Origin of the sequence: Cryobacterium tagatosivorans (assembly GCF_004402215.1) — a bacterium.
GTDB lineage: Bacteria > Actinomycetota > Actinomycetes > Actinomycetales > Microbacteriaceae > Cryobacterium > Cryobacterium tagatosivorans.
In genome coordinates this window covers 41,350-66,852 of record NZ_SOEZ01000018.1, presented here as the reverse complement: position 1 = coordinate 66,852, position 25,503 = coordinate 41,350, and the positions used below count along the sequence as shown (strand labels likewise).

At 65.8% G+C, this 25,503-nt stretch carries 22 protein-coding genes and 1 pseudogene; 16 read left to right on the top strand and 7 right to left on the bottom strand.

All coding sequences use genetic code 11. The features are described from left to right. Positions 1-85 precede the first annotated feature (85 nt). Positions 86-1,114, top strand: a complete 1,029-nt coding sequence (locus E3O23_RS03745; RefSeq protein ID WP_134488311.1) for a DUF6454 family protein — start codon at positions 86-88, stop codon at positions 1,112-1,114. A gap of 172 nt (positions 1,115-1,286) precedes the next feature. On the opposite strand, the gene hxlA is transcribed toward E3O23_RS03745, so the two are convergent. Both hxlA and hxlB read right to left on the bottom strand, forming a co-directional pair. Next, a complete protein-coding gene (gene hxlA / locus E3O23_RS03740) occupies positions 1,287-1,910 on the bottom strand; it encodes a 3-hexulose-6-phosphate synthase (RefSeq protein WP_134488309.1) in 624 nt (207 codons plus the stop codon). A gap of 72 nt (positions 1,911-1,982) precedes the next feature. After that, entirely contained in the window at positions 1,983-2,588 is a 606-nt protein-coding gene (gene hxlB, locus E3O23_RS03735; RefSeq protein WP_134488307.1) for a 6-phospho-3-hexuloisomerase, read from the bottom strand. Between the two features lie 100 nt (positions 2,589-2,688). Between hxlB and E3O23_RS03730 the strand changes: the two genes are divergently transcribed. From E3O23_RS03730 to E3O23_RS03715, 4 genes are all read left to right on the top strand, one after another. Then, positions 2,689-3,558, top strand: coding sequence for a helix-turn-helix transcriptional regulator (locus E3O23_RS03730; protein ID WP_241983305.1), 870 nt, complete (start codon positions 2,689-2,691; stop codon positions 3,556-3,558). Positions 3,559-3,716: 158 nt separating this feature from the next. After that, on the top strand, positions 3,717-4,637 hold the full coding sequence (locus E3O23_RS03725; RefSeq protein ID WP_134488303.1) for a glycoside hydrolase family 16 protein: 921 nt from the start codon (positions 3,717-3,719) through the stop codon (positions 4,635-4,637). A 202-nt stretch (positions 4,638-4,839) separates the two neighbouring features. Beyond that, the gene (locus E3O23_RS03720) at positions 4,840-5,409 is read left to right on the top strand and encodes a PadR family transcriptional regulator (protein WP_134488301.1); all 570 of its coding nucleotides are present in this window, start codon (positions 4,840-4,842) and stop codon (positions 5,407-5,409) included. A 37-nt stretch (positions 5,410-5,446) separates the two neighbouring features. Continuing rightward, on the top strand, positions 5,447-7,156 hold the full coding sequence (locus E3O23_RS03715; RefSeq protein WP_134488299.1) for an ABC1 kinase family protein: 1,710 nt from the start codon (positions 5,447-5,449) through the stop codon (positions 7,154-7,156). Here E3O23_RS03715 and E3O23_RS03710 read toward each other — a convergent pair. Then, entirely contained in the window at positions 7,153-8,124 is a 972-nt protein-coding gene (locus E3O23_RS03710) for an AraC family transcriptional regulator (RefSeq protein WP_134488331.1), read from the bottom strand. The two genes, E3O23_RS03715 and E3O23_RS03710, sit on opposite strands and share 4 nt — an antisense overlap. Positions 8,125-8,283: 159 nt before the next feature. On the opposite strand from E3O23_RS03710, the gene E3O23_RS03705 reads away from it, so the two are divergent. The 7 genes from E3O23_RS03705 to xylB all read left to right on the top strand — a co-directional run bounded on the left by E3O23_RS03705 (position 8,284) and on the right by xylB (position 16,423). Further along, positions 8,284-9,621, top strand: a complete 1,338-nt coding sequence (locus E3O23_RS03705; protein ID WP_134488297.1) for an ABC transporter substrate-binding protein — start codon at positions 8,284-8,286, stop codon at positions 9,619-9,621. A gap of 207 nt (positions 9,622-9,828) precedes the next feature. Next, complete coding sequence (locus tag E3O23_RS03700; protein WP_241983304.1) at positions 9,829-10,665, top strand: carbohydrate ABC transporter permease; 837 nt, start codon at positions 9,829-9,831, stop codon at positions 10,663-10,665. Then, positions 10,665-11,477: a carbohydrate ABC transporter permease gene (locus E3O23_RS03695; RefSeq protein ID WP_134488293.1), complete on the top strand. Its 813-nt coding sequence runs from the start codon at positions 10,665-10,667 to the stop codon at positions 11,475-11,477. The genes E3O23_RS03700 and E3O23_RS03695 overlap by 1 nt, the downstream gene beginning before the upstream one ends. Before the next feature lie 41 nt (positions 11,478-11,518). Next, entirely contained in the window at positions 11,519-12,988 is a 1,470-nt protein-coding gene (locus E3O23_RS03690) for a mannitol dehydrogenase family protein (RefSeq protein ID WP_134488291.1), read from the top strand. Positions 12,989-13,052: 64 nt separating this feature from the next. Continuing rightward, positions 13,053-14,069: an NAD(P)-dependent alcohol dehydrogenase gene (locus E3O23_RS03685; RefSeq protein WP_134488289.1), complete on the top strand. Its 1,017-nt coding sequence runs from the start codon at positions 13,053-13,055 to the stop codon at positions 14,067-14,069. A 63-nt stretch (positions 14,070-14,132) separates the two neighbouring features. Next, positions 14,133-15,041, top strand: a complete 909-nt coding sequence (locus tag E3O23_RS03680) for a PfkB family carbohydrate kinase (protein ID WP_134488287.1) — start codon at positions 14,133-14,135, stop codon at positions 15,039-15,041. Then, positions 15,038-16,423 carry a xylulokinase gene (xylB, locus tag E3O23_RS03675; RefSeq protein WP_134488285.1) on the top strand — a complete coding sequence of 462 codons (1,386 nt, stop codon included), beginning with the start codon at positions 15,038-15,040 and terminating at the stop codon, positions 16,421-16,423. The genes E3O23_RS03680 and xylB overlap by 4 nt, the downstream gene beginning before the upstream one ends. A 46-nt stretch (positions 16,424-16,469) precedes the next feature. Here xylB and E3O23_RS03670 read toward each other — a convergent pair whose 3' ends face one another. Continuing rightward, positions 16,470-16,907 (bottom strand): hypothetical protein, encoded by a 438-nt coding sequence (locus tag E3O23_RS03670; RefSeq protein ID WP_134488283.1) that lies wholly within the window; start codon positions 16,905-16,907, stop codon positions 16,470-16,472. A 234-nt stretch (positions 16,908-17,141) separates the two neighbouring features. Here E3O23_RS03670 and E3O23_RS03665 point away from each other — a divergent pair, with 234 nt between their 5' ends. Next, a complete protein-coding gene (locus E3O23_RS03665) occupies positions 17,142-18,644 on the top strand; it encodes a PD-(D/E)XK nuclease family protein (RefSeq protein ID WP_134488281.1) in 1,503 nt (500 codons plus the stop codon). Between the two features lie 100 nt (positions 18,645-18,744). Continuing rightward, positions 18,745-18,951 (top strand): hypothetical protein, encoded by a 207-nt coding sequence (locus E3O23_RS03660; protein ID WP_134488279.1) that lies wholly within the window; start codon positions 18,745-18,747, stop codon positions 18,949-18,951. A gap of 51 nt (positions 18,952-19,002) precedes the next feature. On the opposite strand, the pseudogene E3O23_RS03655 reads toward E3O23_RS03660, so the two are convergent. Beyond that, a pseudogene (locus E3O23_RS03655) lies at positions 19,003-19,834 on the bottom strand (Mut7-C RNAse domain-containing protein). Here E3O23_RS03655 and E3O23_RS03650 point away from each other — a divergent pair. After that, positions 19,833-21,848 carry an adenylate/guanylate cyclase domain-containing protein gene (locus tag E3O23_RS03650; RefSeq protein WP_166790393.1) on the top strand — a complete coding sequence of 672 codons (2,016 nt, stop codon included), beginning with the start codon at positions 19,833-19,835 and terminating at the stop codon, positions 21,846-21,848. The pseudogene E3O23_RS03655 and the gene E3O23_RS03650 overlap by 2 nt on opposite strands. Before the next feature lie 43 nt (positions 21,849-21,891). After that, entirely contained in the window at positions 21,892-22,215 is a 324-nt protein-coding gene (locus E3O23_RS03645) for a thioredoxin family protein (RefSeq protein WP_134488275.1), read from the top strand. 20 nt (positions 22,216-22,235) lie between these two features. Here E3O23_RS03645 and E3O23_RS03640 read toward each other — a convergent pair whose 3' ends face one another. Both E3O23_RS03640 and E3O23_RS03635 read right to left on the bottom strand, forming a co-directional pair. Next, positions 22,236-23,045 carry a hypothetical protein gene (locus tag E3O23_RS03640; protein ID WP_134488273.1) on the bottom strand — a complete coding sequence of 270 codons (810 nt, stop codon included), beginning with the start codon at positions 23,043-23,045 and terminating at the stop codon, positions 22,236-22,238. Positions 23,046-23,146: 101 nt separating this feature from the next. Then, positions 23,147-25,480 carry a hydantoinase B/oxoprolinase family protein gene (locus E3O23_RS03635; protein ID WP_134488271.1) on the bottom strand — a complete coding sequence of 778 codons (2,334 nt, stop codon included), beginning with the start codon at positions 25,478-25,480 and terminating at the stop codon, positions 23,147-23,149. Positions 25,481-25,503: the final 23 nt, after the last annotated feature.

The window sequence follows — 25,503 nt, the reverse complement described above, 5'->3', positions numbered from 1 at the left end:
GTTCACCAACCCGTCCCGGGGCGTTCGCTACCGGCAAGTAGTGTGGCCAGTTCTTGTTGAGACCCAACCTTTGAGAGGCTCCCCAATGAGCACGAATCGCACCCGAAGCATCCTTACGGCCACCGTAGCCATCGTGCTGGCCGCGTCCGCAATCAGCGGTACCGCGGCCGCCCAGGCGGCCGGCAACAATGACCGGCACGAGGGCAACAACGTCGATTCCGACGTTCACAGCGCAACGAGCACGGCCCTGGCTGACGCCTTCAACCGGGTGGACCGGAACACGGCTTGGCAGCAGACCAGCAAGCTGAAGCTGAACTTCCCCACGTACCACACCGAGGGAATCGCCTACAGCCAGGATCACATCTTCCTTTCTGCCGTTCAGATCACCGAACCGACCAAGAAGTTCCCGACGCCACAGGACGGACTTGACCGCACGCCGGGCAAGGGCATCGGCCACCTCTTCGTCATGGACAAGTCCGGCAACCTGCAGAAGGACATCATCCTTGGCGAAGGTGACATGTACCACCCGGGCGGCATCGATTTCGACGGCGTGAACGTCTGGGTTCCCGTAGCCCAGTACCGGCCCAACAGCAGCGCCATCATCTACCGTGTCAACGCGACCACCCTCGACGTGCACAAGCAGTTTGAGGTGGAAGACCACTTCGGCGGCATTGTGATGGACAAACGGACCGGCCATCTGGTCGGCAACACCTGGGGATCGCGCCGCTTCGCGGAATGGGACATGCAGGGCAAACAGCTCTCCAGCTGGGACAACCCGAATTTCTTTATCGACTACCAGGACTGCCAGTACGTGCCCAACTCCAAGATGCTCTGCGCCGGGATCACCAACCTCCCGCAGACCCCGTCGGCCGGTGGCACCGGCGCCACCTATGAACTCGGCGGTATGGCGATGATCGATCTTAAATCCCACAGCCTGATCCGTGACGTTCCCTTCCAGCAGTGGTCCACTGCCGGGCACGTGGCCACCCGCAACCCGTTCAAAATAGTTGCTGACGCGAACCACCTCACCATGAAGGTTGCCCCCGATAACGGCGACGAAGGCAACGGCACGGAAATCCTCACCTACGAAGCCACCGTTACCCCCGCCAAGTAAGGCAGCCAGGCCGCAGCCGACCCGCGACACGGCGTGCCCCGGTGACGCAGACCCTCTGTTGGAGGGTTCCGGGGCGCCGGGGCAGCACGCGGCCCTGCGCCAATCGCTGCAGGCGCGCCGACCTGCTCCGTGCTGCGACCCGGGTTTCCGGCCTCTTCCTTTGGCTGCGGTTCTAGATGATCGCGGCGCGCAGTTCCTTGGCCGCTGCCGCCGGGTCGGTGGCGCCGTAGATGGCGCCGCCGGCGACGGCGACCCGTGCGCCTGCCCGCTGGACCGAGGCGATGGTGGTGACGTTCACTCCGCCCGCGAGGGAGAACGGAACCTGGGAAGCTTCGCCCTGGTTCAGCAGGGTATTCAGCGAGAAGCCAGCCTCGGCCTGTTCATCGAGACCGGCGTGCATCTCCACGAACTGGGCGCCGAGCACGGTGACCTCGCGGGCGCGGGCGACCTTGTCGGATACGCCGATGAGGTCGACAACGATTCCCTTGCCGTGTGCAGTGGCAGCCTTGACGGCGCCGACAATGGTGCTGTCGCCGGCGGTGCCGAGCACGGTCACCAGATCGGCGCCGGCCGTGAAGGCGATGTCGGCCTCGAGCTCGCCGGCATCCATCGTCTTGAGATCGGCGAAGACGATCTTGTCAGGATGCGCGGCCTTGATCGCGGTGACGGCGCGCAGGCCCTCCGCCTTGATCAGCGGGGTGCCGAGCTCGATGATGTCGACGTAGGGGGCGACCTGCGCGGCCAGCTTGAGTGCGTCGTCGGTGGTCAGTACGTCCATGGCTACCTGAAGCTTCATGAGTGTCTACTTTCTGTTGTTTCGTGATTTCTGATTCGGGGTCGGTAAGAGTCGAAGCGGGCGAGACCGTCGCTATTCGAGATTGGCGTGGCGAGGCCATAACTGCTCGGCCGTGGCGCCGGATGCCTGCCAGAGCGTGTGAAAAATTGCGTCGCCCACCGTCAGCACGAGCTGCTCGAACAGGCTGCCGGAGTACTGGGCCGAAATCGTCCCAGCGTGATCCTCTTTCTGAGCGGCCGGAAGCACGATGGTCGTGGACGACAGTTCGGCCAGACGCGACCCGGGCGTCGTCGTGATCGTGACGATGGCGGCGCCGACCTGGCCAGCCGTCTCCGCGGCGCCTACGACGGCGCGGGTCATGCCAGACCCGCTTGCAACGAGGAGCACGTCGCTCGCGGCGATCGCCGGGGTGGTGACCTCGCCGACCACGTGCACGTCGAGACCGAGGTGCATCAACCGCATCGCGGTCATGCGCAGCGCGAGGCCCGAACGCCCCGCGCCCATCACGAAGATGCGCCGCGCGGTCTGCAGGCGGGCCACGGCCGCCTCGAACTCGGCGTCGGGGGTCGTGTTCGGCCCGTCGATCAGCCGGCGGATGACTCTGGCCTGCTCGGCCGCAATTGTCGCGAGCGATTCCGCGACGGTCGGGCCGGTGAGAGTGCTCGTGATTTCGTGCATGACTCAGGTTCCCATCCCTGCGGCGCCCAAGCAGCCCGTCGAAGTGATGGTTTTCCTACCCATTCGGATGGGTTCATCCGCTCGGGGCTTACAATCAAGGGTGACCGGTACCGAAATACCCCATTCGAACGACGTGGTCCGACCTGCCGCCCTACCCGTGGAATACCTTCGGGAGTTACGTGCGGGGTCGGCCGAGCGGGCGCGGCTTCTGGCGGACCTCACTGATGAGCACTCGACGACGCTCGAATCGATGCTCGCCGTGCTTCGCTCTCGCGACGCCAGCGACGTCGGGGCGAGGCGGATTGCGACGGATCTGGCGGCCGCGGCACTGGTGCGGCTGCGCGCCGTGTCGGATCAAGACCGGTTGATGTCCGAGGAGCCTGTGGCGAGTGCGTTCGAGAGGTTGCGCGACGACCTGCGCCCCCTGGTGCGCTTCGGTGACCTGGACGTTCAGTTCATCGAGCCCCCGGTGAACGGGCGGGCCTTGCCGGGCGACGTGGCCCAGGCGGCCCGTGCCATCGTGCGCGGGGCAGTGCTCGCCTTGGTGGAGAGGATAGGCGTTACTCGGGTGCGCGTGCAGTGGGACTGTGACGGTAATAATCTGCTGATCGGGATCCGCGATGACGGCCCTGGCGATCTCACCTCAGAGATTCCGAGCGTGCGGCAACGGGCCGCCCGCGTCGTGGCGCTCAACGGCTCCCTGCTCGTGGACGGCACCCCTGGGTGGGGTTCCGAGATGTCGGTCACGCTCCCGCTCGACGCGCCGGGCTCATCCGCCACGGTGCCCGCGGAGTGGGGGCTCAGCCCCCGCGAACAAGGCGTGTTGGCGCTGGTGGCCTCGGGGGCGCGCAACCGGGCGATCGCCGAGAAGCTTTCGATCAGCGAAAATACTGTGAAGTTCCATGTGGCGAATCTGCTGCGCAAGGTGGGTGCCTCGACCAGGGCCGAACTCGCGTCGCTCGTGCGCTGAGGCCAGGGCGCCGCGGCATCCGTTCGGCCGAGGGCGCTCGCTCTCAGCTCCTCTCTTGACGGCACACGTCTCGGCTGTTAGACAGTGTGAGAGCGCTCTCCCAAACTCAAGAGAGCGCTCTATCCAACCATCTGTTCCCACAATGAAACGAGTAAACGATGAAGTTTCGCTCAAAATATAACGTTGTCGCTGTCGTCGCCGCCGCTGTCGCGGTTGCCGTTGCCGTGGTGCCTTCTGCCGCACCAACCGCCCAGGCCGCGCTTCCGGCCACCCCGCCCGGGTGGACGCTCGCATGGAGCGACGACTTCAACGGCGCAGCGGGAACCGGCGTCGACACCGCCAAGTGGTTGTATGACATCGGCACAAGCTACCCGGGCGGGGCCGCCAACTGGGGCACAGGCGAGGTCGAGACGATGACATCGTCCACGGCCAACGTCTTCCAGGACGGCAAGGGCAACCTCAACATCAAACCCATCCGCGACACCCAGAAGAACTGGACCTCAGGTCGTATCGAAACCCAGCGCACAGACTTCCAGCCCGACCCTGGCAAGGTGATGGCAGTCGAGGCCCGCATCCAGATGCCGAACGTCACCGGCACAGCGGCGCAGGGCTACTGGCCGGCGTTCTGGATGCTCGGCGCTCCATTCCGCGGTAACTACACGAACTGGCCGTCGGTGGGCGAGATGGACATCATGGAAAACGTCAACGGCGTGAACACGGTCTGGGCGACGTTGCACTGCGGCACGAGCCCCGGCGGTCCGTGCAACGAGACCACGGGTCTCGGCGGCAGCACGACGTGCCCAGGTGCCACGTGCCAGTCGGCGTTCCATGTCTACCGAATTGAGTGGGACCGCAGCGGCGCGAGCGAACAGCTCCGTTGGTCCGTGGACGGCGTCGTTTACCACATCGTCAATCAGGGCGATGTAGACGCCACGACGTGGGCCAATGCCACCGGCCACGGCTTCTTCATCATCCTCAATGTGGCCATTGGCGGCAGCTGGCCGGGTCGCCCCAGTGGGCTGACAAAGTCGGGGATACCCATGCTCGTTGACTACGTTTCGGTATATAAGAGCATTTAGGCTCTTCGGCACGAGGCGGGCGGTCCGTATATGCGGGCCGCCCGCCGCCGCATCGGGTCGACCTTCCCCCTCGGGGGCCGCACCGCACCGAGGCGCCCGGACTCCCTGCGAATACGGGAATGCAGTCTCGCTTCACCAGGTTGACCGATATATCGTTAAGTATCGTCGAGCCTGGATGGCTGTGGCGCTGAGGAGGAAGATCATGAGCAATTCATTCATGGGCGATAGGTTCGCCGGACGCCGGGGCGGCGCTGGTGAGGGCTGGCCAGCCACCGCGGTGTGGGATGCGATGGAGCAGCTTCGCGGCCAGTTCGACCGCAAGGCCGGCACGAGGATGGGACGCGGCGACGTGCGCGCGGCGGTGCTTGCCCTGCTCGCCGAGGGGCCGATGCACGGCTACCAGATCATCCACGAGATCGAGGAACGCAGCAACGGCGCCTGGAAGCCGAGCCCAGGCTCGGTCTATCCGACGCTGCAGCTGCTTGCCGACGAGGGTCTCATCGCCGCCGAGGAGTCCAACGGTCGCAAGACCTACTCGCTCACCGACGAGGGGCGACAGCTGGCGGACGCCGCGGCAGATCAGCCCGCGCCGTGGGAGGCACCGAGTGCTCGGGACAGCGGGCGGGCGAGCGCGCTCCCCAAGGCCGGCATCGACCTGGCCCAGGCGGCCGCACAGGTCGGGCGCACCGGCACCCCGGAGCAGGTCAAGGAGGCCGTTGCCGTGCTGGATGAGGCACGTCGTAAGCTCTATTCCATCCTCGCCAAAGACTGACCGAGTGCCCGCAGCACGTCGGCATCAAGGAGATTAGATGACCGACGTCGGGAACATGCGCGCCCGCACCCGCAGGATCCTCTGGTTCGCCGCCCGCCATCTGGCGCAGACGTGGTGGTACGAACTGTTCCTCCCGCGGGTCGGGCTCGCGCGGGTCGCCGCACGAAACCGGTCGGCGCGCGTGCAGCGTATCGCGCAGCGCTTCCACGGGCTCGCCGTCGACCTCGGCGGCCTGATGATCAAGGTCGGCCAGTTCATGTCCTCACGCCTCGACGTGCTGCCGCCGGAGATCACGAAGGAGCTCGAGGGCCTGCAAGACGAGGTTCCGCCGGTGCCGTTCCCGGATATCCGAACCCTCGCCGAAGCCGAGCTGGGGGTGACGCTCGAGCGCACGTTCTCGTTCGTCGATCCGACGCCGGTGGCGGCGGCATCCCTCGGCCAGGTGCACCGCGCCCGGCTCTCGGAGCTGGATGCTGCCCAGACCGGCCTGCTCGACGTGGCCGTCAAGATCCAGCGGCCGGGCATCCGCACAATCGTCGATGTCGACCTCAGCGCTCTCCGCCGGGTCGCCCGCTGGCTCAGCCACTTTCGTCTGGTCTCGGATCGCGTCGACGTGCCCGCCCTTGTCGAGGAGTTCGCGGTCACGAGTCTCGAGGAGATCGACTACCTGCACGAGGCGGCGAACGCCGAGCGGTTCGCTCAGTCCTTCGCCGACGACCCCCGGGTCGGCTTTCCCGACGTGGTGTGGGAGCGCACGACACGGCGGGTGCTGACGCTGCAGGATGTGACGGCGATCAAGATCAACGATGTCGACGGCCTGCGGGCGGCCGGTATCGACCCGTCCGAGGTCGCCACCGAGTTCGCGGCCGTCATGTTCGACCAGCTCTTCGTGCATGGCTACTTCCACGCCGACCCGCACCCCGGCAACATCTTCGTGACACCGCTTGCCGGCGCCGGCCTGCCCGAAGCGAACGGCGGCCGCACCTGGCAGTTCACCTTCATCGACTTCGGGATGATGGGCGACGTGCCCGATGCCCTGCGCCAGGGTCTTCGGAAGCTGCTCATCGCGGCCGCGTCACGCAACGGCAAGGGGATGGTGGACGGCATCCGCGAGGTGGGTGTGCTCCTGCCGTCCGCTGACACCGCAGAACTCGAGCGGGCGATGACGAAGCTGTTCGCCCGGTTCGGCGGGATGGGTTTCGCCGAGTTGCAGGAGGTCGACCCGCGCGAGTTCCGCGCCTTTGCCCTCGAGTTCGGTGATGTGGTGCGCTCGCTGCCGTTCCAGCTTCCGGAGAACTTCCTGCTCATCGTGCGCGCGATGTCGCTGACCTCGGGGATGTGCAGTTCGCTCGACCCCGCGTTCAACATCTGGAACTCCGTCGAGCCATATTCCGCCCAACTGATCAGGGCCGAGGGCGGGAACCTGGTGCAGTCGGTCGCAAGGGAAGCGATGTCGACTGCGGGCATCATCGCCAGGCTGCCCCAGCGGCTCGACAGCCTCATGACGCGGATCGAAGAGGGCACGGTCTCGGCGCAGGCCCCCCGGCTCGAGCGTCGCCTGGCCGACATCGAGCGAACAGGACGGCGGATCGTCTCGGCGGTGCTCTTCACCGCCCTGCTGGTCGGCGGCATCCTGCTTCGCGCCGAGGACATGGTGATCGGGACGGTGCTCATCGCGGTGTCTGTGCTCCCGCTGCTTCACGCCCTCTTCGCCCGGGTCCTGGCGCGGCGCGGCCCTCTGCCTTAAACAGTCCCGCTCAACCCCAGGCTGGGCGCCCGACCGCGAGGTTTCTCGTCGGGCTGCAGCTTTCGAAAGGCGCTGGGGGTCACGCCAATTTCGGCGAGGAACTGGCGATTGAAATTGGCCAGGTTGGTGTATCCGACGGACGTGCAAATCGTCGATATCGTCCGGTCCGTCTGCTCGAGCAGACGGCAGGCGTTTGCGATGCGCAGCTTCCTGACCATGTCGCTGAAGGTCAGCCCGCTCGCCTTCTTGAAGTACTTGGAGAAGGTCGGCTCGGACATGAGCGCAAGACGTGCCGCTTCCGACATTCTGATCCGGGTGCTGAGGTTCTCGAAAATGTAGGCCAGGCCGGCGTCCACGGCCGCAGTGCCCTCGTCGCCGCTGGGCGACGCGAACCATTCCCTGGCGATGAACTGGCGCTCGTCGTCCGGCGCATGCGCCAGGAGGGAGAGCAGCGCCAGAACGTGGGACAGGCGCCGCAGACCGTGGTGTCGCCCGACCTCTTCGATCTCTTCCGCCGCCTTCAGCGCGGTTTCCCCGGAGAACACGATGCCCCGCCCCGACGCGTTCAGGATCTCCCGGACCTCGTTCAGCTCCGGCATGCTTTCGGCGCTCCGGTCGATCCAGTCGCCATCGAACTGCACGACCGCGTCCCGATTGTGGATCACTTCGTCCGGGGCCAGGTCGCTCATCCAGTCGTGTGGGAGCCCCGACCCGATGAGGGCCACATGTCCCGGCCCGAATGGGCCGACCTGGTCGCCGATGATGTAGCTTCCGGTGCCCGACCTGATCAGGTGCACCTCGAATTCCGGATGGTAGTTCCAGCGGGCGATCTCGCTCGGATAGTCGTGTTCGAGCCACCGGAAAGACTCGCCCGGCAAGTGCCGGATGACCTCCCGCGTCGCCGGGCGGTCGAGGAACTGTTGGGGGATACGGGCCCGATCGCCGCGGTCGGACAGTAACGGTTTCATCACGTCCACTCCTTCGTGTGGCGCAGCAGCTCTGCGGCGTTGGAAAGAAAGTATCAGATTTGCACGTCAATTGGGCTGTTGGCGCCCCTTCGCCACCTCGTACGCTCAAGCAACAGTGAGCACCACCGAGAGTAAGCAATGAATACAAAGGAGTCTCAAATGCTTGTGAAGAAGCGCGCGTTGGCAGTGGGGGCGGGGCTGATCATCTCGGCCGTCGCCCTGAGCGGTTGCTCAGGGGCCGGGACCTCATCGAAGAACGTCACACTGACGCTCGCCACGGTGAACAACCCGCAGATGAAGGACATGGAGGAGCTCAAGGGTACCTTCGAGAAGGACAACCCGGGCATCAAGGTCAACTTCGTGCAGATGGAAGAGGGCGACCTCCGGGCCGCCGTCACCGCGGATGTCGCCTCGGGCGCAGGTCAGTACGACGTGGTCACCGTCGGCGCCTACGAGGTCCCGCAGTGGGGTGCCCAGGGCTGGCTGAAAGACCTGACGCCGTCGCTCAAGGACGACAAGGCGTACGACGTCGACGACATCCTCCCTCCCGTGCGCACCGCGCTGTCGGTGGACGGCAAGCAGTATGCCGTCCCCTTCTACGGCGAGTCGTCCATCCTGATGTACAACAAGGAGATGTTCGCCGCGGCCGGCCTGACGATGCCGAACGAACCCACCTGGCAGGAAGTCGCCGGGTTCGCCAAGAAGCTGAACACCGCGGAGACCGCCGGAATCTGCCTGCGCGGAAAGCCTGGCTGGGGCGACCTGTTCGCGCCGCTGACGACGGTCGTCCAGACCTTCGGCGGCACCTGGTACGACGAGAACTGGGATGCCCAGGTCGACTCGCCCGAGTTCACCGAAGCGGTCAACTTCTACGTCGATCTCCTCAAGGACGCCGGTGAGAAAGACCCCGTCTCGAACAGCTTCACCGAGTGCCTGAACCAGCTCAGCGCCGGCAAGGTGGCGATGTGGTACGACGCGTCGGTGGCCGCCTCGATCCTTGAAGACCCCACCTCGTCCAAGGTCGCCGGGAAGATGGGCTACGTGCACGCTCCCGTCAACAAGACCGAGGAATCGGGTTGGCTCTGGTCGTGGAACCTCGCCGTTCCGGCGACTTCAAAGAACGCGGATGCCGCCACAACGTTCGTGAAGTGGGCAACCAGCAAGAAGTACCAGCGACTCGTCGGCGAAACCCTCGGCTGGACGCGGGTCCCGCCGGGAGCGCGCACCTCGACCTACTCGATCCCGGAGTACAAGGAGGCGGCCGCGGCGTTCGCGCCGATCACCCTCGAGGTCATGAACGCGGTCAACCCCAAGCAGCCTGGACTCAACCCGCAACCGTGGGTCGGCATCCAGTACGTCACGATTCCTGAGTTCCAGGACGTGGGCAACCAGGTTGCCCAGTTGGTGGCCGACGCGATTGCCGGACGGTCCTCGGTCGAGGATGCCCTCGCCAAGGGTCAGAAGATCGCCCAGGCCGCCGGAGACAAACAGAAATAACCCACGCACGGCGACTGTGACTCGCGGGGCCGGGTATCCGCCCGGCCCCGTGTATCACCTCAACGACGAGGATAGACAATGACAACCCTGACCCCACCCCCCACGATGCCGACCGCGGCGACACCTGCCGCAACAGGCGGGCGACCGGCGACTCGCCCCCGCAACGCTCCACAGCGGAAAAAGGCTCGACAGGCACGGGCGCTTGTCTTGCCCGCCCTGATTTTCTCCGTGGTCATGACGCAGATCCCGTTCCTGACGACGATCTACTTCTCCACCCTCCAGTGGAATCAGCTGCGGCCCGACGAGATCGCATTCAACTGGTTCAAGAACTACGCGGTAGTTTTCACCGGTCCGGACTTCCTGCCCTCCCTGATGTCGACGGTCATCATTACCGGCTCGTCCGTTGTGCTCTCCCTCTTGCTGGGCCTCTTCTTCGCGATTCTGCTCGACCGCAAATTCGTCGGCCAGGGTCTGGCACGCACCCTGATGATCACCCCGTTCCTTGTGATGCCGGCCGCGGCCGCCCTGATCTGGAAGTGGTCGATGCTCGACGTCAACGTGGGCATGGTGAACTGGGCGCTGAACACGGTCGGTCTTCCCTCGGTCGCCTGGAACACCGACCTGCCGATCGTCACCATCATCATGCTGCTGACCTGGCAGTACACCCCCTTCATGATGCTCATCCTCCTCGCCGGGCTGCAGAGCCAGAGTCGTGAAGTTCTCGAGGCGGCATCCGTCGACGGCGCGGGCCCCTGGCGCACATTCCAGTGGATGACCCTGCCCCACCTGCGTCAGTACATCGAGATCGCGACCCTTCTGGGTTCGATCATGCTGCTCCAGGCCTTCGACCCGATAGCCATCATGACTAAGGGCACGGGCGGCACCAAAACGCTGTCCTACCTGCTCTACGAGCGGGCATTCATCGGACTCGACGTCGGCCAGGCGGCCGCCTTCGGTGTCGTGACCGTTGTGGTCACCATTGCGGTGGCGACCTTCGCCCTCCGCACGCTGTTCAAGGTCTTCATCAATGGAGGAGAGCGCTGATGCGCAAGACACGTGGAATCCTGATCACCGCGATGACGTGGGTGCTCGTACTGATGTTCTTCTTCCCGATCGGGTGGATGGTCTTCACCAGCCTCAAGTCCGAGGGCGACGCCGCGTTGATCCCGCCGCGATTCATCGCCGACCTCAGCTTCGACCAGTATGCGATCGTCTTCGAACGCGGCATGGGCGCGTATCTCCTCAACTCGCTGACCGCGAGCGTGGGATCGACCATCCTGGTGCTCCTGCTGGCCATTCCCGCCGCCTACGGCCTCAGCATCCGGCCGATCAAGAAGGTCAAGGATGTGCTCTTCTTCTTCATCTCCACGCGCTTCCTTCCGGCTGCGGCGTCTATCCTTCCGGTGTTCTTCATCCTCAAGTCGGTCGGCGCGCTCGACAACATCACCGCGATGACATTCCTCTACGCCGCGATGAATCTGCCCATCGCCGTCTGGATGATGAGGTCGTTCTTCAACGAAGTCCCCCTGGAAATCGTGGAAGCCGCGCAGATCGACGGAGCCAATCTGCGCACGGAACTGGTGCGCGTCGTGCTGCCCATCCTCCTGCCCGGGATAGCCGCCGTCGCGCTGATTTGCTTCATCTTCTCCTGGAACGAGTATTTCCTGGCAACCCTGCTCACCACGTTCCAGGCGCGCACGACGCCGCCATTCCTGGCCAGCTTCGTTGACGGCCGAGGACAATTCCTCGCCGTGCTGTCGGCCGCCGCGACGATTGCCGTTCTCCCCGTCATCATCGCCGGCTGGGCAGCCCAGAAGCAGCTCGTTCGCGGACTCGCAATGGGCGCGGTCAAGTAGTGTCTTCCCCCCGAGAAGCTCTACCGGAAGTGGGCGCCACGATGGAGAGACTCAACGCGCGTTCCCTCGGCACGCTCGATCCCGACATCGGGCGCCCGACCTACGATCGCACGTCGCTGACGGCCGGGATCGTGCACATCGGTGTCGGCGGCTTCCACCGCGCCCACCAGGCCGTGGCGCTCGACCGGTTGATGAACGCCGGACTCGCGCACGAGTGGGCGATCTGCGGGGTTGGCCTGCTCGAGGGAGACCGGCGTATGAAGGACGTCTTCGACGCGCAGGACTGCCTCTATACGGTCATTCTCAAACACCCCGACGGACGCCGCGAGGCCTCGGTCGTCGGCAGCATCATCGATTACCTCTTCGCCCCCGACGGCCCGGAGGCCGTGATCGAGAAGATGGCGAGCGCCGAGACCCGAATCGTCTCGCTGACGATCACCGAGGGCGGCTACAACTTCGACCGGGTCACAGGTGAGTTCGACGCCACAAATCCCAACGTCGTCGCCGAGCTGCAGGACGGCGCGACACCGACCACCGCTTTTGGTTTCGTCACGGAAGCCCTGCGGCGCCGGAGAGACCGCGGCCTGGCACCGTTCACCGTCCAGTCCTCCGACAACATCCAGGGCAACGGGGACATCGCCGAGCGGATGTTCACCGCCTACGCACGGCTCAAGGATGCGGAATTAGGCGAGTGGATCGACGCCAACGTGCACTTCCCGAACTCGATGGTCGACCGGATCACGCCGGTGACGTCTCCCGAGGACATCGCCGAGGCGGCCTCACTGACCGGGCTCGACGATGCCTGGCCCGTCGTGTGCGAACCGTTCTTCCAATGGGTGATCGAGGACGACTTCGGCCTGGGCCGGCCCCCGTTCGAGCAGGCGGGCGTGCAGATGGTCGACGACGTCGAGCCGTACGAGTACATGAAGCTCCGTCTGCTGAATTCGAGCCACCAGGGCTTGTGCTACTTCGGGTACCTCAGCGGCTATCGCTTCGCCCACGAAGCGGTGCAAGATCCCGCGATTTCCGCGTTCCTCACCCGATACATGGACTTGGAAGCCACGCCGACCCTGCGGCCCGTACCGGGAATCGACCTCGCCGCGTACAAGTCGATGCTGATCGAGCGCTTCTTAAACCCCGAGGTGCGCGACACGCTGGCGCGGCTGTGCGCAGAATCATCCGACCGTATTCCCAAGTGGCTGGTTCCGGTCATCCGCGACCAGCTCGCATCCGGAGGTGACATCGACTGTTCTGCGGCGATCGTCGCGAGCTGGGCGCGCTACGCCGAGGCCGTAGACGAGCAGGGAGAACCCATCGAAGTGGTGGATGCGCTACGCGACGACCTGGTTGCGATTGCCCGCAGCCAGCGGGAGAACCCGTTGGCGTTCATCCAGAATCGTCGCCTCTTCGGCGACCTGGCCGACAACGAGCGGTTCCGGGCGGCGTACCTGTCGGCCTTGACATCACTCTGGGAAAGGGGCGCCCATGCCACGGTCAGCTCCTTCTCTTGATCCCCGGACGGATGCCCCCGTTCGAATCGATTCACCAGACCTCCGACCTAAGCGAGAGAGCCGCATGCCAACCCAGATGAAAGCGTCCTTCCTGAACAAGCAGAGCGAGGTCGCCGTGGTGATGCTGCCCGTGCCAGTGCTGGAGGCTGACCAGGTGCTCGTCCGGGTTGCCGCCGTCGGCGTGTGCGGCAGCGATGTGCACTACTACCAGCACGGCCGCATCGGTCCGTATGTTGTCAACCATCCGCTGATCCTCGGCCACGAGCTGTCGGGCCGGATCACGGCCGTCGGCTCAGCCGTGGATTCCGCCCGCGTCGGGCAGCGGGTTGCGGTCGAGCCGCAGCGACCCTGCCGGGTGTGCGAGCAGTGCAAGGCCGGTCGATACAACCTGTGCCCCGACATCGAATTCTTTGCGACGCCGCCCATCGACGGAGCCTTCTGTGAGTATGTGGCTATCCAGTCGGACTTCGCCCACAGCATCCCGGACAGCATCTCCGATGAGGCGGCCGCCCTGATCGAACCGTTGTCGGTGGGAATCTGGGCGTGCAAGCGCGCCGGGGTGGCTCTTGGTTCCCGGGTGCTGATCGCAGGAGCCGGCCCTATTGGCGTCATCGTGGCCCAGACCGCCAAGGCCTTTGGCGCGTCGACCGTCTACATCACCGACGTCTCGGACGATCGCCGCGCGTTCGCACTCGGCCATGGGGCGGATGTCGCGCTCGATCCTCGGGTGGACTCGGTCGAGGGCCTCGAAGTCGACGTGTTCATCGATGCATCCGGTGTCGCTGCGGCCGTGCAAGCCGGAATCAAGGCCGTTCGTCCCGCCGGCCGTGTGATCCTCGTCGGCATGGGCAATGACACCGTCGAGCTGCCGGTCTCCTGGATTCAGAATCGCGAAATCTGGCTGAGTGGCGTGTTCCGCTACGCCAACACGTGGCCGCTCGGTATCGAGCTCGTCGGCAGCGGCAAGGTTGACCTCGACGTTCTCGTGACGGGCCGATACGGGCTGGAGCAGGCAGAGGAAGCCCTCAACTCCGGCAAACTCTCCGGTGAGATGAAGGCCATCGTCTATCCCGGGCGGTAGCCCGCCTGCGCCGCCACCATTCCAACCGAGCTGATCGCTCGCGCTTCAGGGAGATTCGTCCGCATGACTGAAAAGAACCGCGTTGTCGTCGTTGGCGACGCCTTGATCGATGAGATGCGCGATCCGGAGGGGAGCCGGGAGTTTCCCGGCGGGGCGGCGCTCAACGTCGCAGTCGGTCTCGCCATCCTCGGGGTACCGACCACACTCATTGCCATGGTCGGAGAGGACGCCGACGGGCGAGTAATCCGCGAATTTCTTGCGTCCCACAGTGTGGATCTGCTGGCCACGACAAGTCTGTTCGGTAGCTCGCGGGCGATTTCAGACCGGAGGGAAGGCGAACCGAGGTACATCTTCAACGAGGCGGCCCAAAAACGCCGGATTGTATTCGGCGCGGCGGAGCGCGACGCGCTCAAGGCAGCGAGCCTCGTCGTCGTGAGCTGCTTCCCCTTCGACGACACGAGGCAAACTGATGAGTTCGCGGCATGCGTCTCGGACCCGGAGCACAGACTCGTCATCGATCCGAACCCCCGGGCCGGCATGCTCACCAATTCCGAACTGTTCGTGACCAACTTCGAGCGGATGGCCGCCCGGAGCTTGATCACCAAGGTCGGCGATGAGGATGCAGATCTCCTGTATGGGATAGCGCTCGAGGAGCTCAGGGAGCTGCTCCTGGTGAACGGCGCGCAAGCGGTGCTTGCGACCGCCGGCCGCCACGGCGCATCCATCGGGACGAGCCGCGGGGTGCTGGTGCGTGTTCCGATCGCCGTCCTGCATGGCGAGGTGGTGGACACGATGGGCGCGGGCGACGCAACGCTCGCTGCGACAGTGCGGCACTTCCTGTCCCGCGGAGTACCCGGCGACGCGGTTGGGTGGAGGCAGCTCATGGAGTCCGCAATGCTGACCGCCGCCGCAACCTGTCGCACGGAAGGCGCGCTGCTCCGAAAAGCCGTCGACTCGGATGTGACACGGTGACGCTGGTGGCGGGAGTGGATTCGTCCACCCAGGCTTGCAAAGTGGTCGTCCATGATCTGGTCACTGGGGAGATCGTGCGCACCGGTCGCGCACCGCACCCAATTGGCACGGAAATCGACCCGGAAGACTGGTGGGCGGCGCTCTACGAGGCGATCGCGGAAGCGGGCGGGTTGGCCGATGTCGCGGCGATTGCGATCGGGGGTCAGCAGCACGGCTCCGTACTCCTCGACAAGAACGGCCGCGTCGTGCGGCCTGCCATGCTCTGGAACGACACTCGGTCCGCCCAGGCAACCCTCGACCTGATTGCCGAATTCGGACCCGAGGCGTTCGTTCGACGGACCGGGTCCGTGCCCGTCGCCTCCTTCACCGCGACGAAGCTGCGCTGGCTCCGCGATAACGAGCCACACCATGCCGCTTCGGTGGCCGCCGTAGCCCTTCCGCACGACTGGCTCACCTGGCGGCTACGCGGCTTCGGTCCGGCGAACCCGGCGCTTCATGAATTGACCACGGACCGCTCGGACGCCAGCGGCACGAGCTACTGGAATCCAACAACGGGAGAGTACGACCGCGAGATCCTCATCGCAGCACTCGGCCACGACGTCATTCTTCCCCGCGTGCTCGGTGCCGCTGATCGCGCGGGCTGCGTTGCCGGCACGGACATCGTGATCGGAGCGGGAGCTGGTGACAACGCGGCGGCCGCTCTCGGTCTTGGCGCGTCATCGGGGGACGTCATTATCTCGATCGGGACCAGCGGCACCGTTTTCGCGGTCACCGACGATCCCGTACGGGACGTGTCCGGGGCGGTGGCCGGTTTTGCGGACGCGACGGGGCGCTATCTACCGCTCATTGCGACGCTGAACGCTGCCCGGATCCTGGATGTCGTCGCCGACCTGCTCGCGGTAAGCCATCGTGCGTTGGGCGAAATTGCCGAGTCCGTCGCCCCCGGCTCGGGCGGGGTCGTGCTTCATCCGTACTTCGAGGGCGAGCGGACCCCCAATCTCCCCGATGCGACGGCCACGCTATTCGGGATGACCCTGGCAAATACATCCAGGGCGAACCTCGCCCGGGCGGCGATCGAGGGCATGCTGTGTGGCCTCGCCGGCGGGTTGGACGCGGTATTGAGTCAATCGGTGAAGGTCAGGAGAATCCTGCTCATCGGAGGTGCAGCTCAGAACTCGTCCGTCCAGAAGATCGCATCCGAGATCTTCACGTATCCCATTTCAATCCCCGTCACGGGTGAGTACGTGGCGGCGGGCGCTGCCCGGCAAGCCGGTTGGGCGCTCACGGGGGAGCTGCCCACGTGGTCGACACCTATCGCCCCAGCTCATGAACCACGAGTTGCCCCTGTGATTCGCGCGCAATATGAGGCTGCCCAGCAATAGTCAGATCCGGCGATCGCGCAATGATCGACCGAGGGCCGAACCGAGATCAGGTTTCGGGGTTGACGATCAGGAAGTCGCCGACCTTCGTCCACCCGTCGGGGATGATGTCGTTGGCGACCACGACCCTGGCGCTGCTCGTCCCGGAGCCGCCAACCCGCATGCGTGTTGCGTCGGCATCGGACGCGCAGCCGGACACAGCGCCCTCCGGCGGTTTGGAGAGCACAAGGCAGAAGCCGGGTCTCCCCGAGTCCGGATCGACGTATTTCGTGACGAAGTAGCTGACACCGGCGTGATCGCCGATGAGGCGGCTGGACTCGGGGTCGCTCGTCAAGTCTTCAAGCCTGGTCGGCAGCACGTCTTCCGGGCCGCTGTCGGTAGTCAGGAACTTGCGGATCTGCGAGGTCGCGTCATCTGCTGCGCACCCGGTGAGGACCAGGGCTGCGGTGCAGAAGAGTGCGCCTGCCCAGATTCTTGCATCAACCATTGCCAGCGCTCCGACCTTGTTGTTTCCCAGAGGCTAGTGTCTCGTGGCCCCCAGCGGCCAAAGTCGCCGTCCGGCGCGCCGCGCTCGTAAAGGGAATCGACTCGGTCAGGCAGCAGCACATTGGAGAATGGAGCATGACGATCTTGCCGCACACCCTTGGCCCGAATCTCGACGTGGTGCCTGGTGGCTCCGCGGTTGCGCTTGCGGCGACCGTGCAGCGCAGGGAGGGCTGACGTGCTCAGCGACGAATCGGGTTCGTGGGTCGGCGACGTCCCAATCCCGTCAATTGACGCCCCAACCATCATGGTGGTGATCAATAGGGCCTGGCGTGAGGGCGACGATGACGCCGCCGTATACGAGGCCACCCGCGGAAACTGGCGGATCGCCAAGGGCTCTCGTGAGCGGGCCCAGTATGTCCTCGGAGTAGCCGGTGGGATCGTGCGCGGCGCCTACCGCGTGGAATCCTGGTTTCCGTCGCAGCGGCTCGGCGAAGAGAAACGATGGGGGTTCAACGGTGTGCCGGCACGTGACCTCGAGGTCGTCGGCACGAGTGTGAAACGAATCGCTCCATCGCGTGGTGCGGCCAATCCTGTTCGCTTGTTCCTTGACGGCGTCCCCGCGGCTGTGTCGGCCGACGTTGCGAAGATCGCTGCCGACCTCAACGCGGAACCGCTCGCGCGGATCATGTTCGGCCAGCGCGAACTGTTCCACACCAACCTCCTGGCGTGGTTCTTTGAAGCGTTGCCGGACATCGCCGATCGAGTGTTCCAGCCGCTCGCACTACCAGGCGATGGAGAAGGACGTTCCGTCGACCGCGAACGGCAGAACCTCGATTTGGTGTTCAACTGGCCGGGCTTCGCGCCACTCGTCATCGAGAACAAGGTCTTCTCCTTGCCCGCGCTCGAGCAGCTTGACCGGTATGCGGAAAAGGTTGTGAAGTGGAAAGGATCGGCGCCTGAGCTCTGCATTCTCAGCATGATTGCTCCCGAGACGGAGTTGCGTGAGATCGAGGGGAAGCCGGTGAGTTTCACCCCGAACGGATGGCGACACCTGAGCTACGACAGCCTCGCAGACCGTCTGGACGAGGCCCTGGAAGGCGCAACAAGGTCTTATGAGGTGGAGACGATGCGTCGATACTCCAGCATCGTGCGTCTCCTGAGTGCGCTCATCGAGTCAACGTCCGTCCAGGGCCCTGAGTCCGATGAGCATGTCTGGCTCGATGAGGACGAGTTGGCGCCTATCGCCTCGTCGCAAACTCGGACTGCATTGAAGAAAATGCGCGCTTTCCGACTGGCCGCCCTGGTGGGCTCGAATCTCCAATTCGCAGACGCCGCGGAAGCCGATGTCTCCCACGGCAAGCCTCTGGTCACGTGGGAAACCGGGATCGAGCGGGAGGGCCACCAGATTCGAGTCGGATGGCAACTCCAGGATGGGCAGTTCCGTCGCTTCGCGATCACACCGCACATCTTCGGCACCTCCTTGGAGAAGAAGGCCGAGCGGTTCGCCTTTGCGCGACGGCATCCGGATCTGTTCTCTTTCGATGGGCTGGACGCAGTGCTCGGAGACCCGGGAGCGCCGACGGGGCCGTTCAAGACCGAGAGCGGATTCGGATCGTTCGGTTCGGACTTCGTGTACAAGTACGTTCGGGCCGACACGCTGACCGTCTCGCAACTGGTTCGTGCCAGTGCCTGGGTTGTTGCAGATATCGCGGATCCGGTCCTGGCGCGCGTCGGCTAGCCTGGGGTGATTTCGCGAGCGACCGCTATGCTCGCCTGATGACCTGGCTCCCGATTCAACCCTGCCCGCCGGGCGGGAGTTGTACCGGAAGGACCACACCATGGTCGAACACCCCTGGCCGCTGATGAACAAGCTGCCCGCTGGACACCAGCACTTCACGAAGTCGGAGTTCCTCGAGATGCTCGAGGATGTCCCGGACCCCGAGACGCCGATCTGGATCGACAACTACTGGCAGGTTCGCCGGCAGATCACGCAGCGTCCCGTGGACCTGATGTACATCGCCACGGACGGCTTCCACATCGGATAGCGATTGACCGGGTCGTCTCAGCGGGCGGACTGGTCAGGGAAGAATTCCGGGTTACCCCGCTGGCTCGTCCCCGGTGGCCCGACGCACCAGCGCCTCAAGTCGCCGGCTGTGCGCGCCGCGCCAGTACACCCGACCGCAACCGGTGCACCGCGAAAACGAGCGATAGGTGCGGGCGGTGCCTGGTTCAAGTTGGGCCGCGACATCTGCGGCGGCCACCTCCTCGAGGAGCGCCCCGCAGCGCAGGCACCGCGTCCACGGGGGCGAGATGCGGGGCGAAGCGACTGAGGACGTCATCGAGCTGCGCGTTCACGTCGCCTGAGCGGAGGAGCGCGCCGTCGTGCACGGTCTTGCGGAAGAGCAGCCCGCGGTCCCGGTTGAGCAGCTCCCGTTGCTCGGTCGCGGAACGGGTCGCCAGGCTGGAGTCATCGCCATCGGGTTCATAGGCCGCATCGAGGCCGAGCAGCCGCATCCGTCGCGCCAGCGTGCCGAGGTGCATGTCGAGCAGGAAACGGCCGGAGTTGGACTGCGGTCGTTCCCGAGCTTCGACCTCGAGCGCTGACGAGTGTCCGATGAGCGTCGTACGAAGCGCCTCGCGGCCGATCCTCCGGCCGTTGACGGATGCCGCCCCGACTTCGGTCAGCGGCACGCCCAGGACTTGAAGGAGGTGTGCCACCGTCTCGGTGGGGGCCGCGTCACGCACGACGTGGTCTCCCCGGTCCCGCGGAGGCAGAAGGGTCCGGAGGGAGGGATGGACCCTGACAGAGACCAGCGGCACCTCGACATCGTGCCTGCTCAAGATGGGCGCTCGCTGGGCTTCTGGGCTGGCTCGGGCCGCACGGTGCGCTCTCGCGGGTGACCCGCGCAAGGTGCAGAATGACCGCATGGCGACCAAGTCATCTTCACCGGCGCCTGCGGCGCCCACCCTGGTTGAGCAGGGCCGCGCCGCGCTTGCGCGCCATGCGTGGGGGGAGGCACTCGAGCAGCTGGCCACGGCCGACGCCCAGGGCCAGCTGGATGCGGGCGACCTCGAGCTCCTGGCGACGGCGGCGTGGTGGACGGGTCAGCTGCCCCTGGCGATCGAGGTCCGCGAACGCAGCTATGCCGCCGCGATGAAGGCCAACCAGCCCGCGGTCGCCGCCAGGGCGGCGATCGCCCTGGCGCGTGACAATGTCTACCGGGCTGCCGATTCGATGTCGGCCGCCTGGGCCCGCCGCGCCGAGCGATTGCTCGAGAGCGTGCCGGAAAACGCCGGGCATGGCTGGCTCGCGATCGTGCGTTCGTTCCGCGCCGCCATGGTCGGCGACATCGAGACCGCACTCGCGGCGGCGACCCTGGCCGAGGAGATCGGGCGGCGACTCGGGGATCGCGACATTGCGGCGATGGCCCAGGCGGAACGCGGGTTCGCGCTGGTCAACCAGGGTCATGTCGACGAAGGGCTCGCCCTGGTCGACGAGTCCAGCGTGGCCGCGGTCGCCGGTGAGCTCGAGCCGGGCACGGCAGGCGGAATCTGCTGCACCACCATCGGCACGTGCGCGAGCCTGGGCGAGTGGCGACGCGCGGCCGAGTGGACCGAGGCGCAGGATCGCTGGTGCAAACGGGAGGGCATCAGCGGGTTCCCGGGCATGTGCCGCCTCTATCGATCCGAGATCAAGCAGCTGCGAGGCCAGTGGCTGGAAGCTGAGGCCGAGGCGCGCCGGGCATCGATCGAACTCGAGAACTTCATTCCCGCCGCGGCCGCACTGGCGCTCTACCGGATCGGTGCGATTCGCCTCCAGCGTGGCGACCTGGAGGCGGCAGAGGAGGTCCTGACGCAGGCGCACGCCCGCGGCACGAAGACCGAACCGGCGTTCTCGCTGCTGCGCCTCGCACAGGGACGCCCCGCAGTCGCGGCGGCGTCCATTCGACGCGCCCTCGAGGACCCGCCGAGAACGACGACCTGGGACGCGCCGCCGGACACGCCGCTGATGCGGATGCCCCTGCTGCGGGCCCAGATCGAGATCGCCCTGGCGGCGAAAGACCTCGCAACTGCGAGCGCGGCCGTCGATGAGCTCGGGGCACTCGCCGGCCGGTTCGGCAGCCAGGCGATCGGCGCCGGCGTCGCCAGCGCGCGCGGGATGTTCCAGCTGGCCTCGGGCGACGCGCCGGCGGCCGAGGTGTCCCTTCGCACCGCCGTCGACGCGTGGACCAGACTGGAGGCGCCGCACGAGGCAGCGCGGGCGCGGATGGTGCTGGCCCAGGCGTACGCGGCGAACGCCAGTGCGGACCGAGCCGCGGTCGAGCTGCGGGCCGCGGCCGACACATTCGAGCGCCTCGGGGCCCTCATCGACTTGGCGAGGGCCCGAGAGCTTCTTGCCTCCCTCGGCGGCGAGGACGGCGGCGCGCCGAGGCACCCGGACGCCCGCCAGCTGAAGACGTTCGCCTTCACCGACATCGTCGACTCGACAAAGTTGGGCGAACTGCTCGGCGACGACGCCTGGGGAAAGCTCATGCGCTGGCACGATCAGGCGGTGCGATCGGTCGTGGCGGAGCACGGCGGGGAGGAGGTCAAGGAGATTGGCGACGGTTTCTTCCTCGCCTTCGACGACACGGACCGCGCGATCGAGGCGATGATCGCCCTCCAGCGCCGCCTGGCCCGGCAACGCGACACCCAGGGTTTCGCTCCGTCGATCCGGGTCGGTATCCACGCCGCCGAGGCAACGCGACTCGCCTCGGACTACTCGGGCACGGGCGTCAACATCGCCGCCCGGATCGCGGCGGCAGCCTCCGGGTCCGAGATCCTGGTCAGTGAATCGAGCCTGTCGGGCAGCAGGCGCTCGTTCGGCGAGACCGGACGTCGCACCCTGGAGCTCAAGGGAATCTCAGAGCCGACACCCGTCGTGTCGATCGACTGGCGCTGAGTGCGAGCTGGCTGATGCACCGCGCGTGTCGAATAATGGCCGTATGAGGGTCGAGATCCGGCACACGGCTGACTGTCCGAACTGGGAGCAGGCTGGGCGGATGGTGCGCCAGGCGCTCATCGCGACCGGGCATCCTGACGTGGAGATCGGTTCTCGGGAGATCCGGACGCCGCAGGACGCGGAAAACTTCCCCTATGCCGGATCGCCCACCCTGGTCCTGGACGGCGTCGACATCTTCCCCGGCGCCGAGCGCATTGTCGACCTGGCGTGCCGCCTCTATGCCACGCCCAACGGTCTGGCCGGGCTCCCCACGCTGGATCAACTCACGAACGCTATCGCTGCCAGGAGACGAGTGGATCGCGGCTAGGTGTTGCCGCCGGGCAACACTCACATCAGCGTCGAGATTCGGGCCAGGACATCCTCGGGGACGGCCGCTGCCGGGATCTCTCCCAGTAGGAAGTCGCCGGCCGGCGGCGTTTGATCGTCATCGAACCAGAACTCGGGTTGGATGAGGGATCCTGAGGCGGCGGTTCCCTTGAGCTCGATCCCGCCGGCGTGCCGCATACCGAGCGTCCATTGGTAGTGGTCGGTGACGTTGGCGATGGGGGAGTACGTGTCGAGGGGTACCGGCACGGTGACGGGGTCGCTCGCCCCGGGTCTGTCGTCGAGCAACACCGCCGCCAGCGGCAGCGCAGCAAAGCCTCGGAGCCAGTCCGCCACATACATGGATGCGTTTTCGGCGTCATCCGCGTCGAGGTCGGAGACATCGGAGGCGCCGGAGAAGGCGTGGGTGCGGGCGAGCCACTGCATCGGCGAGGGGATCTGCAGCACGACCGGCTCGCGCTGGGTCTTGCTGAAGATCGCGGCGAAGTCGATCACGGCCCGGGTCGTATCGGCGTCGCCGAGCAGGGTGCGGAGGGCGTATCCGGTGCGGGTCTTGGCGCCCATCGCCGTGGCCAGGCCGGGGTTGCCGTCGAGTCGGTGCGCGTAGAACCGGTCCAGGCTGAGCAGGGCAACGTCGGACTTCAGCAGTCCCTGCGCCTGGCCGAAGAAGTTCGAGTAGGCCATCGGCTCCTGCCAGGGGACTGGTTTGCCCTGGAGGATGACGGTCTGTGCGTAGTCATGGCTGTCGATCAGGACGGCCCTGGTGCGGCCGGACGGCGGCCGGGCGATGACGGCGGTAAGCGAGGTGGTCACGATTGTTCCTTCACGAGAATTGGTGCGGGAAGGCGGGGCCTTCCTGCCGACGGTTGTCGACAGGAAGGCCCCGCACCGGCGTGGGGCAACGAGAGCGGGGCTCAGGACTTGTGCACGACCGTTTCGCCGTACTTCTGCTCGAGTTCGCGCACGCGCTCCTCGAGACGGGCGATCTTCAGCACCCGGCGATCGGGGACCATGATCAGCGGCAGTTCGCCAAGCTTGCCGGTGACCCGCTCGGGCTCCAGGCCGCCCCAGTGCGTCGCAATGAGTTCCTCGTCATTGTCCTGCCCCCATGACCCGTAGTAGAGCAGGTCCTTCGGGGGCTCCTCTTGCACGAACTCCGCGACGAACTCGTGGTACGGCTTGCCGCGGGCGATCCGGTCCCGGCGGATCTGGGCCCGGAGCTCGATGGTCGCCTGCTCGTGCACGACGTAGGTCTCCGGTTCCCAGACGATCCCGTAGATGTTCGTGGCGACCTGGGCGGAGATCCGGTCCAGTTCCAGGTCGGTCACCACGAGTTCCGGGTCACGTTCCAGCACGTCGCCGTAGCCGCCGCCGGCGCCCTGGGCGATCATGTACAACTCGCCTTCCTTCGCCACGTCGAACTGCAGTCCCATGTGCGCGGACTGGTAGTCGCCTCCCTCGAAGGGCTGCTCGTTCATGACGCGTTCGATCGACAGGTCGAACTGGGTGGGGTCCTTCTGGATGATGTCGTAGATGTTGATGCCCTTGACGATCGCCAGCGGATAGACCGGGCAGCCGTAGCCGCCGAACATGCCGGGCACCGACGAGAACTTCGACCCGGAGGTGACGGTCATGAAGCCCCAGCTCGGCGTGCCGCGAGAGGCGACGATCATTTCGTAGCCCATGCCGCCGCGGAATTTACCGAAGCCCTGGTTGTCGCGGACGAGCCGCTTGCTCACCAGCTGGAGGAACGGAACTTCCTCCTCCATGACCTCCTGCTCGCCGATGTCGGCCATGGCGCAGAACAGCGGGGCGACCGCATCCTCTCCGTCGCGGAAGGCCTTCGCCCCACCGCCCATGCCGTTGAGGTCGGCGCAGAGGTTGCCCACCTGCTCGCCGTTCTGCGTCGTGCCGCCCCAGAGGAAGTCGTTGATCTGGTTGAACCAGGGGGCCACGACGTTGGAGTATTTCTGCGGGGAGGAGAACTGCATCTTCGCGAAGGCGGTCTGGAGCGCCGAGAACCCACGGAATGATGCCTGGAGCGACTGGCCGACCGGGGCGTCGTAGCCGGCATCGGCCCAGCTGTGTTCCTCGGTGATGACCTCGATGGGCGAGAGCGCCCCCGTGCTGCGGGGGAGATCGGGCCACCAGTACGACAGGATCGCTTGGGCCATGAAGGACTTCGTCGATGCCAGCGGCGAGTTGATGGCCCGGTTGAGGATCTCGGGGCCGGTGCCGGTGAGGTCAACGATCATCCGCTCGCCCTTGATGGTGATCTTGCAGGCGAACTTGATCAGGATGTTCTCTTTGAGGGTCGAGTCGACAAACTGGTTGAACGTCACCGTGCCGTCGGGCAGCTCGCCGATGCGACGACGCACCTCGGTCTCGACATCCTCGACCGTCACGCGCAGGGAGGCCACGAAGGTCTCCTGGCCGACCTCGTCGATGAGGCGGTCGACGGTGTCCATGATGCGCCGCACGGCGCCCATCTTCACCTTGATGTCGGCGAGCATCAGCTTCGGATCCCGCGTCGAGTGCTGCAGGAAGGTCAGCAGGTCGCGACGCAGGTGCCCCCGCTCGACGATCTTGATCGGGGACGCCCGAAGGCCGTCGTCGAAGGGCGATTCCGAACCGGACGGCATGCCGCCGGGCTCGCAGGCGCCGTTTTCGCCCTCATGGATGGTCGCGCCCACCCAGGCGATGATGATTCCGCCGCGGATCACGGGCACGAGCATGGACTGGTCCGTGTTGTGCACCATGCCGAAGCGTGAATCGTTGTGGAAGAATCCGTCGCCTTCGTTGATGCCGACGGTCGGCTCGTCCTTCCAGTTCTTCATGATGTAGCGGATGGGGTGGTGCAGCACCGCGGAGAAGGCGATGACCCCGCGGTTGGACAGGTAGGTGACGTCACCCTCCGCCGTGTAGACGGCGCAGGACAGGTCGGCCCACTTCGCGCCGGGCGCGGCGCCCATGCTCTCGCACATTTCGAAGGCCTCATCCAAAGCGCCGGCCAGGCGCTTGCGGATCCGGTCGATCTCGAGAGGGTCGACGCCCTGTGCGATGCATTCCTCTTCGTACTTGCTGCGCGGCATGATCTCGTGATGCCGCATGATGGCCGGATCCGGGCCGAGGAAGAGCGTCGTCTCGTCCATGAACTTGTCGACCCACTGCTGCTCCTGGTTGGTGAGCAGCTGGGATTCTTCGTCGTTTCCGCCGGTGGGCACAAACTCGCTGGTTGTCATTGTCATTGTTCTCAAGCTCCTTTGCTTGC